Origin of the sequence: Peteryoungia aggregata LMG 23059 (assembly GCF_030814435.1) — a bacterium.
In the GTDB taxonomy this organism is placed as follows: domain Bacteria; phylum Pseudomonadota; class Alphaproteobacteria; order Rhizobiales; family Rhizobiaceae; genus Allorhizobium; species Allorhizobium aggregatum.
Window position 1 is genome coordinate 1 of the sequence record NZ_JAUSUW010000010.1, and the last position, 16,680, is coordinate 16,680.

General features: G+C 62.8%; 16 protein-coding genes. 3 read left to right on the forward strand and 13 right to left on the reverse strand.

What is annotated here, in order from left to right; genetic code table 11:
- The first annotated feature begins 173 nt into the window (after positions 1–173).
- Positions 174–680, forward strand: coding sequence for a hypothetical protein (locus tag J2045_RS16365; protein ID WP_307374664.1), 507 nt, complete (start codon positions 174–176; stop codon positions 678–680).
- Positions 681–877: 197 nt separating this feature from the next.
- Here J2045_RS16365 and J2045_RS16370 read toward each other — a convergent pair whose 3' ends face one another.
- Positions 878–1,504 carry a J domain-containing protein gene (locus J2045_RS16370; RefSeq protein WP_370873153.1) on the reverse strand — a complete coding sequence of 209 codons (627 nt, stop codon included), beginning with the start codon at positions 1,502–1,504 and terminating at the stop codon, positions 878–880.
- A gap of 453 nt (positions 1,505–1,957) precedes the next feature.
- Between J2045_RS16370 and J2045_RS16375 the strand changes: the two genes are divergently transcribed.
- The gene (locus tag J2045_RS16375; protein WP_006724570.1) at positions 1,958–2,170 is read left to right on the forward strand and encodes a cold-shock protein; all 213 of its coding nucleotides are present in this window, start codon (positions 1,958–1,960) and stop codon (positions 2,168–2,170) included.
- A gap of 79 nt (positions 2,171–2,249) precedes the next feature.
- Here J2045_RS16375 and dusA read toward each other — a convergent pair whose 3' ends face one another.
- The gene (gene dusA, locus J2045_RS16380) at positions 2,250–3,305 is read right to left on the reverse strand and encodes a tRNA dihydrouridine(20/20a) synthase DusA (RefSeq protein ID WP_307374671.1); all 1,056 of its coding nucleotides are present in this window, start codon (positions 3,303–3,305) and stop codon (positions 2,250–2,252) included.
- A 108-nt stretch (positions 3,306–3,413) separates the two neighbouring features.
- On the opposite strand from dusA, the gene J2045_RS16385 reads away from it, so the two are divergent.
- The gene (locus J2045_RS16385; protein ID WP_307374673.1) at positions 3,414–4,565 is read left to right on the forward strand and encodes a site-specific integrase; all 1,152 of its coding nucleotides are present in this window, start codon (positions 3,414–3,416) and stop codon (positions 4,563–4,565) included.
- On the opposite strand, the gene J2045_RS16390 is transcribed toward J2045_RS16385, so the two are convergent.
- The 11 genes from J2045_RS16390 to J2045_RS16440 all read right to left on the reverse strand — a co-directional run bounded on the left by J2045_RS16390 (position 4,562) and on the right by J2045_RS16440 (position 16,604).
- On the reverse strand, positions 4,562–4,825 hold the full coding sequence (locus J2045_RS16390; RefSeq protein ID WP_307374675.1) for a hypothetical protein: 264 nt from the start codon (positions 4,823–4,825) through the stop codon (positions 4,562–4,564). The two genes, J2045_RS16385 and J2045_RS16390, sit on opposite strands and share 4 nt — an antisense overlap.
- A gap of 60 nt (positions 4,826–4,885) precedes the next feature.
- Complete coding sequence (locus J2045_RS16395) at positions 4,886–7,915, reverse strand: hypothetical protein (RefSeq protein WP_307374677.1); 3,030 nt, start codon at positions 7,913–7,915, stop codon at positions 4,886–4,888.
- A gap of 56 nt (positions 7,916–7,971) precedes the next feature.
- Positions 7,972–8,349 (reverse strand): hypothetical protein, encoded by a 378-nt coding sequence (locus J2045_RS16400; RefSeq protein ID WP_307374679.1) that lies wholly within the window; start codon positions 8,347–8,349, stop codon positions 7,972–7,974.
- A 117-nt stretch (positions 8,350–8,466) separates the two neighbouring features.
- The gene (locus tag J2045_RS16405; RefSeq protein WP_307374680.1) at positions 8,467–10,827 is read right to left on the reverse strand and encodes a hypothetical protein; all 2,361 of its coding nucleotides are present in this window, start codon (positions 10,825–10,827) and stop codon (positions 8,467–8,469) included.
- Between the two features lies 1 nt (position 10,828).
- Positions 10,829–11,140 (reverse strand): hypothetical protein, encoded by a 312-nt coding sequence (locus J2045_RS16410; RefSeq protein ID WP_307374682.1) that lies wholly within the window; start codon positions 11,138–11,140, stop codon positions 10,829–10,831.
- 40 nt (positions 11,141–11,180) lie between these two features.
- Positions 11,181–11,381, reverse strand: a complete 201-nt coding sequence (locus tag J2045_RS16415; protein WP_307374683.1) for a Pam3-gp28 family putative phage holin — start codon at positions 11,379–11,381, stop codon at positions 11,181–11,183.
- The gene (locus J2045_RS16420) at positions 11,378–12,247 is read right to left on the reverse strand and encodes a glycoside hydrolase family 19 protein (protein WP_307374685.1); all 870 of its coding nucleotides are present in this window, start codon (positions 12,245–12,247) and stop codon (positions 11,378–11,380) included. The genes J2045_RS16415 and J2045_RS16420 overlap by 4 nt, the downstream gene beginning before the upstream one ends.
- Before the next feature lie 58 nt (positions 12,248–12,305).
- On the reverse strand, positions 12,306–12,548 hold the full coding sequence (locus J2045_RS16425) for a tail protein X (RefSeq protein ID WP_307374687.1): 243 nt from the start codon (positions 12,546–12,548) through the stop codon (positions 12,306–12,308).
- A complete protein-coding gene (locus J2045_RS16430) occupies positions 12,545–13,537 on the reverse strand; it encodes a phage late control D family protein (RefSeq protein ID WP_307374688.1) in 993 nt (330 codons plus the stop codon). The genes J2045_RS16425 and J2045_RS16430 overlap by 4 nt, the downstream gene beginning before the upstream one ends.
- Positions 13,537–14,088 carry a phage tail protein gene (locus J2045_RS16435; protein WP_307374689.1) on the reverse strand — a complete coding sequence of 184 codons (552 nt, stop codon included), beginning with the start codon at positions 14,086–14,088 and terminating at the stop codon, positions 13,537–13,539. Before J2045_RS16435 ends, J2045_RS16430 begins: the two co-directional genes overlap by 1 nt.
- 2 nt (positions 14,089–14,090) lie before the next feature.
- Entirely contained in the window at positions 14,091–16,604 is a 2,514-nt protein-coding gene (locus J2045_RS16440; RefSeq protein WP_307374690.1) for a phage tail tape measure protein, read from the reverse strand.
- Between the last annotated feature and the right edge of the window lie 76 nt (positions 16,605–16,680).

The window sequence follows — 16,680 nt, forward strand, 5'->3', positions numbered from 1 at the left end:
CTCCCACGGGCTTAGTGTCCCAAAGAGGCTTCGGTCTCCCATCCGCCACCGCAAAAGGCATTACAGCCTCCAATGCGGATTTTGGGAAGTTACAAGGGGCCACCCCTCACCCGCGCCTCCCGAATTTCCCTATTTCGCCAATTCCCGAAACACCTCACGACAAGGAGGCCGACATGCCCGAACCGACAACCGCCGACGACCCCAAGCCCGAACCGCTGGACCTGCGCCTGCTGCGCGACGTCCTCGACGAACACGCAGTCCCCCTCGCCTGCCGGCGGCGCCAATGCCGGCGCAACCGGCACTGCTGCGGGGAGGCGCAGCGCGCCGATCGGCCGCTGGCCTCGGGCGCAGGCCTGCCACCCTGCGCGGCCAAGGCCAAACCCGAGGCGCACGTGGCGCTTCAGACCCAGCTTGGCCAGTTGCAGCCGCATGTCGGCTCCAGCACCGAGCCCCGCCAATGGCCCGAAGACACCAAGGCCGCCGCCCAGCTTCGCCTGGCCCTGGCGATGCTCCACCGCATCCACACCCGCCCCGGCCCGCATCCACAGAGCGAACGGGCAGCGCTTGCCGACTGGCAGGCCACCGACCCCGACCCGCACACCACCGCCCTCTACCGCCTCGCCTGGCATCACAGCAAACCGGAAAAGCCCAACGCCGCCACTCAGGGCACCGCGGCATGAGGGCGCGTCCTCTCTTCTCCCCAGCGGGGAGAAGGTGGCCCGCAGGGCCGGATGAGGGGGAGCGAAGCTCACCGGCAAAGCACGCTTCGGCAGCCATTAACTTTCAAGATTGGACTGCAAAGGCTGCGGCCAGACGGCCCCCTCATCGCCTCGCTGTGCTCGGCACTTCTCCCCGCTGGGGAGAAGAGGGAATGATGCTACTCCGCCGCCTTCGGCAGATCCTCGGCCTCGACCTCGACGGGCAGCGGCTCCATTTCGTAGGAATAGCCCTCGAGCATGGAATAGGCCCGCTCGATCGCGCCAATCTGCACCTCAGACGCCTTGATGGCATCGGTGATGGATTGCGCCCGGGCCCGGAGCATCGAGCCGAGCACGTCGGTCTCCGGCCGGCGGCCGAGCCGGTCGAGATGTTTGCGCACCCGCGCCCGGTGGCGCTCCAGCTCGAGAATGTGGAAGCGGCATTTGAGGATGTCGTCGGTGAGCTTGCGCCGCAGCCCCGCGACGGGATCGAACGAGCCCGGCTCGCGCTCGTCGAGGATCATGTCGTTGATCAGCGTCTCCAGCACCATCAACCCCTTGAGATCGGTGGGTTCGGCGAGCTGCGGATCATAGCCGGTATCGTCGAAGACCCGGCGGCGCACGGGATCCTTCAGCAATTCGTAGCAGGCGGAGATCTTGGCGAAGGCTTCCGTATCGCCGCCGGCATCCGGATGGGCGGTCTTCGCCACCTTGCGATAGGCGGCCTTGATGGCGGCCTCGTCGGCATCGCGGGCCACGCCCAGGAGCTCATAAGGGTCGATCACTGCGGCACCCGTCTTCGCCATACTCATCCACTCCCGCGCCCAGCCACCCCTCCCCTAAACCCGGATGGCGGCTGCTTCAAGACGGAACACCGCTCTGTCCCCGACCGAAAAATCGGTGACCGGCAGGGCCGAGGGGGTGGCAGGAGGGCGGTCAGAGGCGACTGCCACCCCTCAAAACTCAAGGATTTCAGCCCGTTGCCACGCTGCTGCACCGCACAGTGTGACTTTTCATACTTGCCAAGGTCCGAAAATGCCCCTACCTCTTTCTCCGTTCGGGCACCAAAGATCCCGGAGACTGGACTGACTTGTATGGACCGCGCTTGCGGTCATGGGGGCCTTCTCCCGCCGGTAGACGTTCTTTCCCCGTTATCGCGACCACTCGACGGTTCCGTTTCGGCGGAACTTCAACCAGCCGCTTCCGGTCCGCCGGCCGCGGCGCAGACGACAAGAAATTCGGGAACAAGGAACTCTCCCATGGCCACCAAGGGCACCGTTAAATTCTTCAACCAGGACAAGGGCTTCGGCTTCATCACCCCGGAAGGCGGCGCGAAGGACGTATTCGTCCACATCTCCGCGCTCCAGGCTTCGGGTCTCCAGACCCTGCAGGACGGCCAGCAGGTCACCTTTGACACCGAGCCGGACCGCATGGGCAAGGGCCCCAAGGCCGTCAACATCCAGGCTGCCTGATTACAGATTTCAAATGGCGTCCCCCGGGACGCCATTTTCGATTTCAGGGCATAAAAACGCCGGAAAGCCGCGCTAGAACCTATTCCGCAGCGGCAGAGCTGTTCGAAGCGCCCTGTGTCTTCGGCCCACCGGATATGTCGACAGCCGCAAAGGCCTCGGCAATCAGATCAGGCGAAACACCCGGCTTGGTCGCCTCGGACGACAGGATCTGCCGATAGCGCCGCGCGCCGGCATAGCCCTGGAACAGCCCGACCATATGCCGCGTGACATGGTTGAGCCGCCCGCCACCCGCGATTACCCGCTCCGCATAGCCGATCATGACGTCGCGCACTTGATCCCAGTCGACGGCCACGGCCGCCTCGCCATAGATGCGCGCATCAACCTCGGTGAGCAGCGTCGCATTGTGATAGCTCGCCCGCCCCAGCATCACCCCATCCATGACGGAGAGATGCTCCACAGCCTGGTCGAGATCGGTGATCCCGCCATTGATGCCGAGGAATACACCCGGGTTCTCCCGCTTCATCCGATAGACCAGCTCGTAATCCAGCGGCGGGATCTCCCGGTTCTCCTTCGGGGAAAGCCCCTTCAGCCAGGCCTTGCGGGCATGGATCCAGATCGCATCCGCCCCCGCCCCGATCATCCGGGCGAGAAAATCAGGAAGCACCTCGGCCGGCTCCTGGTCATCCACCCCAATCCGGCACTTGACGGTCACCGGCACCGTCGCCACCTGTTTCATCGCGGCAACGCAAGCCTCGACCACCTCGGGCGTCTGCATAAGGCAAGCGCCGAACGTCCCCGATTGCACCCGGTCCGACGGGCAGCCGACATTCAGGTTGATTTCGTCATAGCCGTAGTCGGAAGCAATCCTGACCGCCTCGACCAGCTTGCCCGGATCCGACCCGCCGAGCTGCAGCGCCACCGGATGCTCTTCACCGTTGAACGACAAGAGCTTCTCCCGCGGCCCATGGATGATCGCATCCGCCACCACCATTTCGGTAAACAGCAACGCACGCGCCGACAATTGCCGATGAAAGAACCGACAATGCCGATCCGTCCAGTCGATCATGGGTGCAATGGCGAAAACCTTGGCCTTGGATTTCCCATAGATCCCCGCATTTTCAGTGCTTGTCGCCATATCGGGCTTCCACCTGTTTACCACTATTCAGGCCCGTTCTTGACCGTTTCGATATCCCGGGGCTACAAATGTCACTTCGGAACGCATTAATGTCACCCCGGGGAAATCATGGGCACGATCGTAGAGCGGAAACGCGCGGACGGGACTATCGCATATCTGGCGAGAGTCCGAGTCAAAAAAGCCGGGAAGGTTATCTTCGAGGAATACGAGACCTTTAACCGCCGTAAGACCGCCGCAGCTTGGATCGCAAAGCTGGAGAAGGAGCTCAAGGCTCCGGGCGGGGTCGAGGCGGTGAAGGCAAAGGACAGGGCTCGGACCCTGGGAGACGCGATCGATCTCTACGTCCAAGATCAGGGCGACAGCATCGGCCGGACCAAGGCCCAGGTGCTGCGCTCTCTCAAGGACTATGCAATCGCAGACATGGCCTGCGAGGAAATAACCAGCTCGGACATCTATGAGCTGGTGAAGGAACTGGGCGCGGACAAGAAACCGCAGACCGTAAACAACTACCTCTCCCACCTCCGCGCTGTCTTCGCCGTGGCTCGCCCGGCATGGGGCATCCCCTTGGACGAGGGGGCGATGAAGGACGCGGTGACGGTCTCGAAGAAGATGGGCGCAGTGAGGAAGTCCGCCAGCCGCGACCGCCGCCCGACCCTCGACGAACTCGATCGCCTGCTCACCCACTTCGAGGAGAGGCGCAGGCGAGTCCCTCAGATGTTGCCGATGACCAAGGTCGTGGTGTTCGCCCTGTTCTCCACGCGCCGGCTGGAGGAGATCACGCGGATCCAGTGGGCCGACCTCGAGGAGCAGCACACCCGCATCCTCGTGCGCGACATGAAGAACCCCGGCGAGAAGATCGGCAACCATGTCTGGTGCGATCTGCCGGAGCCGGCGCTCCGCGTCATCCGCTCCATGCCGAAGGCCAAGCCGGAGATCTTCCCCTATTCGACCGACGCGATCGGGGCCAACTTCACCCGCGCCTGCCAGCAGCTCGGCATCGAGGATCTGCACTTCCACGACCTGCGGCACGAGGGGGTGACCCGGCTGTTCGAGATGGGCAACTCCATCCCCCATGCCGCAGCCGTGTCAGGGCACCGCTCCTGGGGGTCGCTCAAGCGCTACACGCACGTTCGCGGTACCGGCGATAGGTACGAGGGCTGGAGCTGGCTGGAGCGCGTCTGTGGGGCTGAAACGAAAAAAGACCCCGACGCCGAAGCGCCGGGGCAAACTGCCACCTCGAGGGGTGGCCAGGGGATTTAGATTGCGGTGTAGATCAGGTTCACGGGGACACCGTGAGCTGCCCGCACATAGACGTCATAGCCGGCAGCACCCAGCGAGAGGGGCGTCGACATATCCAGGAAGTGGCCCGGCGTCGCGTCCGTCAGGGTGAGCGCTGTTGCCGCCGTCTCCGCGATGTGGGCGAAGACCGCGCCCCCGCCATCGATCTCGAGGAGGAGCGTCTTGTTCTGCGAGAGCCTGGTCCAGCCCGCGCCGGGGATAGTCTGCTTTACGGTTGCCATGCTGGCTTCCTTTCAGGTCGTGGGTAGGAGGTGCCCGCCGGCCGAAGCCGACGAGCTTTGTCACTCAAGCTGGATGATCGACAGGTAGGTGTTCGAGTAGGCTCGCACCAATTTGCTGCTCGGGAGCGCCGCTCTCAAGGTCAGCACATCGTCCTTCGAGAGGGGGATCGCTATGGGCGGCAGCGTAGCTGCGTAGTCGCTATCGGTGGCGTTGGACGCCGTGATTTGCGAGAGCCCTCGACCCCGCTCGTTCCCATTGACGTAGGCGTACACCATGGCGTTGCCCACGTTGACGACCCCCTCCTCCCACGTCACCTGCCCGGCGACCTGGACGACCATGTCGTATGGCGCCTTGAACTCAGCGCTGGCGTCGGTGAAGAACTCCTTGCCGTTGCACTTGTACTCATCCGGCACGAACATATCGGCCACCGTGGTGATCGAGCCCCCGATGTTGATGTTCGTGCCACCCTTCTGCGCGTGGACGCGGAGAGGAAACTCCGCGCAGCCCGAGGTGTTTTTCTCGAAGCCGTAGTAGCTGTTGCCACGGATGACGACCTTGCCCGTCACCCCGCTCATGGAGACAGCGATCGTGTTGTTGATCCCGAGCGCACCGTCTGCATCGAAATGGTTGTCGGTGATCTTCGGGTACGTGCTGACGCCGGCGCTAGACGTCAGCGACAGCATCCGAGCGCCGGCCCGCATCTCGCGGATCGACATGAGGAAGTTGCCCGAGAAGGACAGGTAGCGGACAAAGTCGAAGGTGCAGAATTTCGGATCTGTCTCGTTGCCATGGGCGAACAAGCCTCGGCTCGAAAGGGTCTGGCTCACACTGACCGTGTAGGTGCCTGTTCCTCCCGTGCCGGTTCCGAGCGCGGTGATCGTGATGCCTGAGCCGTTGATGCCGACACCCGTGATCCGCTGGCCAACCATGAGCCGGCCTGTCGTAGCAGTCACCGTCATGGTGGTGCCCGAGATCGAGGCTGTCAGGTCGATCAGCGACGACATGGTAGTGGCCGTCGAAACCGTGTTGCTCGAGCTGAGCAGGTAGGTGCCGATACCACCATCACCCGTGATCCGACCAACGATGGTTGTGCCGGCGGCAACGCCGTCGCCGTAGACCGGCTGGCCGACCTGCACCCACCCGTCGCTGATCGCAGTCACACTCATCACCCGGCCCGAGACCGTGGCGGTGTATCGGGCCTTGCTGGCGCGAGTGCCGAGGCCGCGGGCCTTGTTGCTCTTGAAGCTCACATCCCAGGCGTCGACAACGCTGATCAGGTTGCGCGGCGTGTTCTGGATGTTGTTGTGCTCGATGATGGCGTTCGGAGTGTTCCTCAGCTGGAATACAATCGAGGAGTCGCCGCAGTTGGCGTGCAGCCCGTAGAACTCGCCCACGTTCCCGAGAATGGTTGGATACCACTTCACCTCGGTCGTGCTGAGATCGACGACTGCGTTGTGGAACGGGCTGTTGAACACGTTGAAGCTCACGCGCCAGTCCGTCGCCGCGAGGGTCGAATTGGCGATCGCCGCGATGTGGTTTTTCACCGCACTCCAGCCTGAGAACGAGTTGTTCAGGACATAGAGCTGGTTAAACCCGTGGACCAACTCGATGCCGTTGAGCGACGGCGTAGAGCTAGAGTACCAGGTGTCACCAATCTCGAACTTGTTCCCATAGGCCTCGCACCGGTTTGCCTGCAGACGCAGTAGGGATGTCAGCGGGAAGCTGTATCCCTCGAGCCCGCGGGACGTAACTGTGCCGTGGTCCAGGCTGATCGTGTAGGTGCCGGTTCCACCGGTGCCCGTGCCCAGAGCCGTGATGCGGGTGCCCTTGGCAATCCCTGCCCCGGTGATGTGCGTCCCGACGGCGAGGGTGCCATTGGCCACGGCGCTCACCGTCAGCGTGGTGCCGCTGATCGAGCCGGTGAACTGCGCGGTGCGGAACTTCTCGTTCCCCGCCAAGACGGAAATGACGTTGTCGCGGATCAGGCTGCGCTGTCCGGTGACGACAATCTGCGTGTCCTCGACCGCGTTGCTCCAGAAGATGGAGTCAGCACCGGCAAAGGTCACCACCCCGCCCGTGGCAAACGTCACGCCGCCCAGCACGATAGCGCGCTGAGCGAATGTGAGGTTGAACTTGCCGATGATCTTCGCGCCGATGGTCCGAGCGAACTGCACAACCTTGCTGATGGTGCAGTTGGACTTGATCTCCATGGTCCGATTCTCGGGCCAGATGATCTCGACCACGCTCTCCGCTCGCGCGTTGATCGCGGTGACCATTTCGTCGACGGTCGCGTAGAGCTGCGCATAGATCTTGGCGCCGGGGGACACCCAGGCGTTCACGCCTTTTGTCCAGGACGCCACGTCCGAGGCGATCTCGCCGACCTGGATGCAGGCCGGGGCCGCGGCAAAAGAGAAGGCTCGCGCCCACACCCCGGATTTCAGGCTGCAGATGTCACCACGCAGGATGCCGTTGGGCAGCCCGTCGGTCGGCACGACGTTGAAGATGTAGGAGCCCTCGGCCGTCGGCTTGGGCTCCGGTGTCGTCATTACCTTGGAGATGCGCAGCTCGCTCGTGGCGCGCGGCATAACCTCGTAGCTGTAGCCGTCGCCGTTTGCGTCAGCCACCGCCTTCACCCGCACCGTCGCGTCACCGCCATCGGCGATAGCCGGGTCCGGAAAGTTTGGGACGGTAGCGGGATCGTCCGTTGGGGTCTCCACATTCTTCGAGAAGGTGAAAGTTCCACCGGCAGCGCAGCCGTTCGCGTTCGAAATCTTGCAGAGCTTATTGAGGTAGGTGGCGCGTGAGGCCCCGACGATGGCGCTCACAAGCGCAGGGTAGTCCTCGAAATACACCGTGTCCCCAACAGGCGACCAGACCGCCTTGTCCTTGGTCGCGTCGTAACACTCGTAGGTGACGCCGTTGTAGACCCACTGAGATCCGACCTTCCACCCCTTGGTGGTGTCGTCCTTCGCGGTCGGAGGGCCGGAGGGCGAGATGTTCGTCGGGTTCGTCACTACGATCGAATCGAGCTTCGTCTTCTGCTCGCTTGTCAGGCCGCTACCGCCTGCGCCCAATACTTTCATTGGCATGCTGGACACCCCTTAAGTGCGTCGTTGAACTGCGGGGCATTCACAACCTTAACCGCTCAGAGCCCCAGCTTTGCGGCTATCCATTTCGAGGCCAGGGCGAAGACCGCCCCGAAGATCGCCCCCACGATCGAGCCCATCACAGCGACCGCCATCACGATCCCATTGAACCGCTCGCGCCACTTATTGATGTTCTGGATCGTTGGCTCGTGCGCGAGGAGATCCGCGCGCAAGGCCTTGGTCTCATCATCGAGCGCCTTGCGAAGCTCTTTGATCTCGCTCTTGATCTCGGCATTCTCCAGCCGAAGCTGCTCGATCGCGCTGTATGTCCGGGATCTATTCTCGTCTGACTTCCTCGCCAGCTCCCTCACGCTCTCGATCAGAGCCGTTATCTGCCCAGACATTTCGCCCAACTTAAATTCCGTGCTGTCGGTCATCTCCGCCGCCCTTGGTCGATCGTGCTGTTAGTGCGGGCAGGATGTCCGACCGCGATATGAAAGCGGGCCGGAGTCACCCCCGGCCGGCTGCGTACTTTTGATGATGGGGTGGTGGGGTTACTGCTGGACTACAAACTCAATCGTATCGGCAGGGATGCTGAAGCGAGTTCCGTTCGCAATCACGCCCATGTCGACCCCAGCGCTGCCGAGGTTGTAGCGGTAGCGCTTGTAAGTCCCGGCCGGCAACCCTGCGAGCTTGATGCCGTTTGCCTTTCGACACCGATTGACGATGCACATACCGGCCTTGCCGCCTGGCGACGTCCAGCCCATCGAATAGCACTCACGTTCAAGCTGCGCCGCGACGGCACCGAAAGACACACGAACCGAATTCTTCGGCATGTGCTCCAAGAACCCGCGCATGGCGTGCCAGTTGACCGGCACCGTGTCGAACGTGCCTTCTGCCAATGATGGGTAGTCATCGCGAACTGGTGCGCCAGTCGGACGCCAGATGGTTTGCGCGCGACCGATGGTTTCAAAGACAGGCCCGGTGCTTGGCTTGCCGATGTGGATCGGATACCAGATTGGCGAAGACATGGCACGCATCCAGGTCAGAACCTGCATAGCAAGGTTGGTCATCCGGTGACCCGGTTCCATGTAATCGTTCGTCTGCGAGGGATCGACGCGAAGATCGAAGTACTCGTTTTCTGACGAATACATGGCCTTGCCGGCAAGGTTGGCCTGCAACGTAGCGACACTGTCCACAACGAAATTGGCATCCTTGGCGCAGTCATCGATGTAGTGGACGGACCAGCTATCGATTTCAGCAAGCAACGCGCTGTCAGCACGGATTAGGGCGCCACCGAAGCCAGTCGGGCCGCGATAGTCATCCGAGCAGATTTTGACGGTGTTCGCCTGCCCGCCATAAGTCGACAGGATTGACGACGCACGGATGCGCGGCACGATTTCCTTTAGATAGTCATACATCTGCTCATTCGTCCATTCGCAGGACGGATAAGCCGTGCGGTTATGAGGCTCGTTTTGAGCAACAAACCTACGGATAGGGCCACAATTCTGATGGATATACTCCATCGACAGAACGGTATTGGCGGCGAAATCTGCCATCCACGCGGCATAACCAGTCGGATCGGCCACCTTGTCTGGCGCGTCGAGATACCCGCCCTGAAGCAAGCGCCGCAGATAGGTGTTGTAACCTGAAGGGTCAGCAACGGGGTCGGGGCGCACGTCTGTGGACCCCCTGTAAACACCGTTCTTCTTGTAGAACGGCGGTGGCGACCAATGCGTAAAGCAGATGCCGACACCAGTCGCGTCACAAAGCTCCTTGATGGCAGCATTTTGCCCCGGCAAGCGCTCTGTGAACCGTTTACCGTCCGACGTCGTGCCGCGATAGTACAAGCCGGCAGCAAGACGGAAATCCACCCAGCCAGCGCCAAGGCCGACGATCTGGCTCGCGAAGCGCGTGCGCTCAGATGAACTAAGATCGAGAGGCAGCGACGACGTGTTGCTTTCCTGAATGCCGCCGCCGTCGCCTTCGATGCTGTCCGACTGCAGTTCGAATCCAAGACCAAGGATCGTCTGCGCAGTGGTTGCCGTGTCGAGCGTCAGTGTGGTTGTCAGCATCCCAACCATATAAGCGTCGAGCGCATTCGACAGCACCGCCACTTCGGCGTCAGACAAACTTTGCCCGATGATCAAAGCGCCAAGGCGGCGTGGGCTGTAGTTCGGGTTCGAAGTCGCACGCCCGCCACCAAAAAGGATCGGGTTTGCACCAAGAGCCGTGGAAGCAACCGTGTATGTTCCGATCTTAGTGGCACCCTTGCCAGCGCGAATAGTCGTTGCGTCATCACGGGACGCCCACGCCAGACCAGCGCCGACCTGACTACGCGTCAGCGGAACGCTTGTTGACGTCGCCTGGTTGATGCGCACCGGCATCGTCTCGTCGCCAGATGGGCGGAAAGAGCCGCGAAGGGTGACGTTCGTATTGCCGCAGTCGTCCGCGTTGCTGTTGCGGGCATCAAGCTGATAGCAACCTATGAAGGCGCTATCGCGCTGGAATTTGCCGCCTGCCGTGCTCGGCGTGAAATTGGTCGTGTAAGCCTGGTTGGCAGCGTTCCCGTAGAAGCCGCCGTTTCCGACGAAGGTCGGCGCATTAGTCACGGTCAGGCCGACTACAGCATTGATCAGGTCATAGCGGCATTGCGCTTCGACTTCTGTCACCGCCAAGAACAGGCGGTCCAGCTTCGACCACACCCCACCTTGCTTCAGCGCATAGATCAGCCGGTTATAGTAGGTCTGCGCGTCGGCGCTGGGAGCGGTCACGCCATCCGTCGCCATCTTGTTGACGAGCGCGGTTGTTTCCGCCTGGATTTCAGGCTCAACAAACCCACCACCCTTGGAGAGGGGGACGCCCACCTGCTTCACGGCAGACAGCCCCCCGAGAAGATTTTTGAGGGCGCCCATCTTACGCAGCCACCCAGGCGAATTTGTCTCCGGGGGAAACGTAGAAGCTGGCCGGTTCCCCAGCCTTCACGAAGAGACGCGGGCCATTGACTGGGTCTGGGGCCTTGCCGGCAGCGCAGAAGATGTCGAGCGAGGAGGCGACGTGATACAGCGGGTTGCCATTATCAGCCGCCTCCGGAGCGGACTTCGTGGTGGTGCCGGCGGACGCCATGGTCTCTGACCATTCCGGCTTGCGGAGGGTTTCCGCAGGGCGCTCCTGCCCCCGCTCAGAGCCAGCAAAGCAGCATGCGACGTGTACGCCCGTGAGAGCCATGGGAATTTCCTTTCAGTGTTGGATGGAGTGCGGGCGGAGATCAGGTCGACCAGCCGACCTTTTTTGCGAGCCACCGCCATACGTAGCCGACCGCGATGGTGAGGGCTGCGATGAGCCCCTGCACATAGGCGGCCACTTCCGGGTCGGTGGTCAGCATGTTCTTGACCTCTTCCGAGATCCAGCCGGACCCATAGAGCCAGCCGGCGATGATGAAGAGGATGATGCGAGCGTGGACACTCATTGGAAGACCCCTCCGATCCAGGTGGAAAAGTCGTGCCACCACCCGGCGACCGTTGCAGCGGCGCCGAAACCGATGGCCATGAGGACAGCCGTGCCGCTTCCGATCGGAGTGCCCGACTTCTGCGGGATCTTCACGGGAGGCAGCTCGATCTTCGGCAGCTCGACCTTGGGAAGGTCAGGCTTCGGCGTCGGTACCGGCGCGGGTGCCGGCTTGACCGGGACGCGCAGGTTGAGCGTCTTCGCGCGGGCTACGGCTGCCGTGACTTCCTTCAAGCCCTTCTCTCCGCCGTTCCAGCGGCGGCGGATCGGGGTGGTGGAACCGCGGTCGGCCATCTCGTTCAAGCCCCACTTTTGCCAGAGGATCAGCGCGGCCTTGGTGCCGATGTCAGGATCTCGCAGGAGGTCAGGGTTCTCGACGACAGGGACGCCGGTCTCTTTCTCGACCGTCTCGAAGTTCGCGCGACCGGTGATCTGGCCGGGGCCGGAGCCACGGTATTTCCAGCCGTCGCCCGGCTTGGTGTTGCCCAGCTCCTTACGGCCGAACTCTCCGCCGTAGATCGCATTGGCAATACCGACCTGGTTGGCTGGGCGGCTGGCCGTGCGGCCGAGATCCTGCGCGTCAACCTTCGAGATCCGGTGACGGCCGAATCCGGTCAGCAGGCCAGACACCGAATAGTTGAGGTTCTCGGCCAAGCGGGTGAAGCCGCCCGTTTCGTGCGCGACGTTGCCGAGGAACTCGGCCAGCCGGTCGCGATTGGTGCAGCCATAGAGGGCGGCATACTTGTTGACGGCGGCGGCAATCTGGTCGGTGACCTCGTTGCCCTTCTTCGTGCCGGCGATGAACAGCAAGTCCTTGGAAGTGATCATGGGTTCTCCTTCCCGCGGCGGGCGGGTTCTGAAAGGTTTCGGCGGGTTGGTGTGGGTGTCAGTCCCAGAGACGCTTGAACGACGTCGGGGTCTCTTCCTGGGTCACGGCTGGGAGCCGGATGACGAGGCCCGCCGGCAGGTGGATGTCCTGATCGGCAAGCCCACGGTTCGCGCTGTAGAGGAGTTCGGCCTTGTCCTTGTGCTCGCCGTAGTACCGGCGGGCGATCTGGTCGACCATGTCCCCGTCCTCGGTCACATAGGCGACCGCCCCGTCGGATAGGGTGATGTATCGGTTGCTCATGGGGAGGGAACCTCGCACTGCAGTTCCGTCGTGTAGGTGGCGGAGCCTGAGAAATTGTGGGTGGCAGTCTTCACCTTCCAGAGGCCGTCGACCCGGCTGCGGACTCCCCGCACATCGGCGAAGGCCTCGGCCTGGGCGAAGGCGTCGCCGTCGATCGTGAAGCTCGCCTCTGCCTGCGCCCGGACCAGTTCCTTCGTCTTGGCCTGGGCTGCGCGCTTAGCGTCGTCCTCGGTCTGGAAGGGGGCACGGATGCGGAAGGTCGGCCCCTCGAGCCCGGTGGTGGCGATCACCGACTTGCGCTCGTTCTTCGCGCGATCGTAGGTGGTGGTCTCGACCTGGCTGTATCGGGGCTCATCCTTCTCACCCACGCTGTAGCTGAGCAAGTTTCCCGGTCGGCGGATGTTGATGGTCTGGAGAACCGAGCCGCCGGCACCAATGCCGGATCCCTTCTCCATGACCACGATCCGACCGGACTTGATGGTGACCGAGGCGTTGAGCGTTTCCCCGATGCGGGTCAGGAACTCCATCGCACTCTCTTCGGCCTGGGCCTCGAAATGGTTGGGCACCTGGGCGATGCGGGCAGCGATGACGACGGGCAGAGAGACCGCCCCTGCGACGGCGCGGAAGACGTCACCAAAGGTGGGGAAGTCCTTCTTCGGGAACGACTTCGGTTCCCTCTGCTTTGCCAGCTCCTTGGCTGCGAGCGACTGCGCGCTGACGGTGATCTGCTGGGGCCAGCCGGTATAGCCGACGCTGTCGACAGAGAACTGCCCGAAGTCCCGGATCGCTCCTGCATACCCGCCTCGCGGGTTGAGGATGACACCACGGGTGGGAGGCTCGACCGAGCCATCCACGTCGTCGATCACGAGGTTGAGGGTGTCGGCCTCGAGGCCCTCGGAGTCCGTGATGGTCATCGACATGAGGACACCACGGATATTCTCGGTGACGTCTACGCCACCGGCAGAGATGGAGAAGACAACCTGTGGCATCAGAAACCTATCTTGAACCCGGCGCTGACATTGACGCCGCCAAAGCTGATACCGGCGCTGATACCGGCGCTGACGCTGATCCCGCCGGCCCCGATCGATGCGGAGATCCCAAGCGAGCCGGCGACCACGCCCATTGCGATCGCTCGCGCGCTGGCAGCCCCGCCGCCGTACTGCAACAGCGTCAAGGTCGTGGTCACCTGGCTCGGCTTGCCGGAGGGGTCAAACATCGTGCTTTCGTCCTCAAGGCCCGCGGCAATCCAGAGCCCGAAGACGTTCGGCCGCGCGCCGTCGATGTGGGTTAGCATCATCGGCTGCAGCGCGTTGACCACCTGCCGGATCCCGCTCAACTGAGCCAGCCCTCGGCCGTTCAGGTGGTGCGGGTGGAAGGTCGAACTGAGAGTGATCTGCTCGTTGGCCGGCCCCAGCCGGTGAAGGGTCGGCAGAGCGCCAATCACCGGCTGGGCTTCAACGCGGGGCTGCACTGAGCGGCGCAGCGTCTCGACCGAGTAAGTCGGTACCGTGAACCGGAACGGTCCAAAGGCCATGAGCATGATCAATCTCCGTAAGGTTTCACTCCTCCAAAGTTCGTCTGGGAGGAGCGACTAAGCTGCTGCGACAGGGCGCCCTGCAGCTTCCCAGCCATCTCGCTGAATGCCTGGGATGTGGTCGTCCGGATGATCTGGATCATCTGGTCCATGCCGACCCCGTGGAGCTGGATGCTCACCGGGGACTCGACCTGGGTGTTGACCTGTGTGTCGCCACCGCTTTTCAGGCTGGTGTATTCGCCATAGGGGCTGGCCTGCCCCGGCGCTGGCGCAGCACCCAGACCGACACGGTGCCGCCCGCCCTCGAAGGCAATGCCTCCGAACTGGCGCTGGTAGTTGGCCCGGTTCTGAGCCTCGCCCTGGTCGTACTGTCTGGGCGCACCCTGCTTCTCATCGTTCGCGTAGCCCGCTGAGAGTTGGGTGATCGCCTCTTTCCAGAGGAGGGCCTGAGCAGCGACAGATCCAGTCAGAAGGTTCCTCGTGAGGAAACCGCCGGCCACGCCTTTCACCGTCGCCCCAGCTGCACCCGCCACCCCGCCAGCAGCAGCGCCGGCAGCGCCGCCGCCGAACATGCCGGCAAGCCCGCGGATAGCCGCGAAGCCTGCGAAGGTGGCAGCCGCCGCCCCGAAGGCGACGATGAGCTGACGAGTGGACTGCTCGAGCTCCAGGAACCCGTCCAGCATGTCGTTGGTGAAGTTGATCACCGGACGAGTCATGCTCTCGAAGTCCTGCCCGATGCGGGTCAGGGTGGTTTCGAAGGTACCGACAAGCTTGGTCCAGTCACCGTAGAGTTCGGAGTTGGCATCCGTGCCGATCTGCTTCGCAATACCGCCTGGGGTATTGTTCATCAGACCCACCATCTCCTGATAGAGGCCGTACTGCTGGGCGATCATGTTGGCGCGACCGCCCTGCCTCTCGGTGAAGAAGGCGTTGAGCTGGGCGAGCGACGGGTTCGATTTCATGATCGCGTCGAACAGGCCGAGGGTATCGACGCTGTCGACCGAGTTCTTCCAGAAGTCCCCGAGGGATTTTGACAGCGCCTTCCGATCGAGACCGGAGACCTTGCCGTCCTTCTCGAGGAGCGGGACGAGCAAGCTGCTCAGCGCCTCGTTGAACTGCCCGCTGTCAGAAGCGACGGAATATTCTTCGCCGTCCTGGCCGACGAACGTCCCGTTATCGAGGACGTCTTGGATCTGCGCCATGACTTCCGCAGGGATCGATTTACCGAACTCGTTCTGGAACATCTTGCCGATGCCCGTCGTGTTCATGGCATCGTCCTGGGAGACGAAGTCATTGTAGTCGAGGCCCATGGCATAGAGCGCGTTGCGCCCCTTGTTGGTGGGAGCAACCAGCTTGCCCGACATCGAGCGCGCGAAAACACCCGCCTCGTCACCCCGGACGCCGGAGCGCCGGAGGATCATGCCGATCGCTGCGGCGTTCGCATCCGGCAGGCCTGCGCCCGTGGTGGACGCGCCGCCGAACTTCATGAACTGACGAACGTCTTCGTCCGACATGCCGCCGTTCTTCGCCATCCAGACCAGGTTGTCGACGAACTTCCCGATCGCGTCCGCATCACTGAGATTGACGCGCTTGGATAGAGCGGAGCCCTTCACGGTTTCCGCCGCCTCCTCCAGCGTCACGCCCATGGCGAGGGCGTAGTCGGTGACCTTGCCCGTCAGATCCATGATGGTCTTCGGGTCGCGGATACCGCCCTGGAGGATGGAGGTCTGCGCGCGGACGACATCGACGTTCGAGAACCGGGTGTCGCCACCGATCTCTTCGGCCTGTCGGTTGAGCGTGGCGCGATCGGTCTTGTTGAACTTGCCAAGAGCGGCCTGATAGGCAGCCGCCTCGTTGAAGTTGACCGCCTCGAAGAACGACCGCTGAGCGAGGTTCTTTCCCTCGTTGGCAACATACCCGCCGCCGATCGCCGTGCCCACTCCTGGGCCAGCGCTGACGGAACCAGACGGCGTTGCGGGGCTGGCGGGCCTGCGCGGGTTCACCACCTTCTGCTCTTGATTGAGCTTCCGGATTTCGCGGATGGTCTGAGCCACCTGCTGGCGGATCTTCTGCTGCGAGCTGGCGATGTTCGCCGCGCCGTTGACACTGTAGGACCGGAGCGCCCGCTCGGCAGCCGATACCGACTGCTTCTGCATGTTGAAGGCGTCGTTCGCGTTCTTGACCGCCGCCTTCGCCTTGAGAAGATCCTGCTGCATCTTCTTCGTAGGGTTGGTGGTGGCTTTGAGCGCCGCCTCCAGCCTCGACACCTCGGACCTTGCCGCTTTCAGCGCGAGGCCGACTTCCTTGAGCCCTTTGCTGGTACCGGTGAAGTCGTCGATCGCGCCGGACTTCTTCTTGAGATACTCGAGCTGTTTGACGAGGCGCTTGACCTCGGGCGATGCGCCCTTCCCCAGCTTGCTGATGACGGCGTCGAGACCCTTGAGCGCCCCGGCGGCATTCTTCGACGGCGCACTTACGGAGTCGATGAGCTGCAGGCGCAGCGAGGCAACGCGCGACGTCATTGATTCATCCTTTGGAATTGCTGGGCTTCAAGCCACCAGGCGACCAGCTCGTGGAAGGTCATGTCGTCGATGTCGG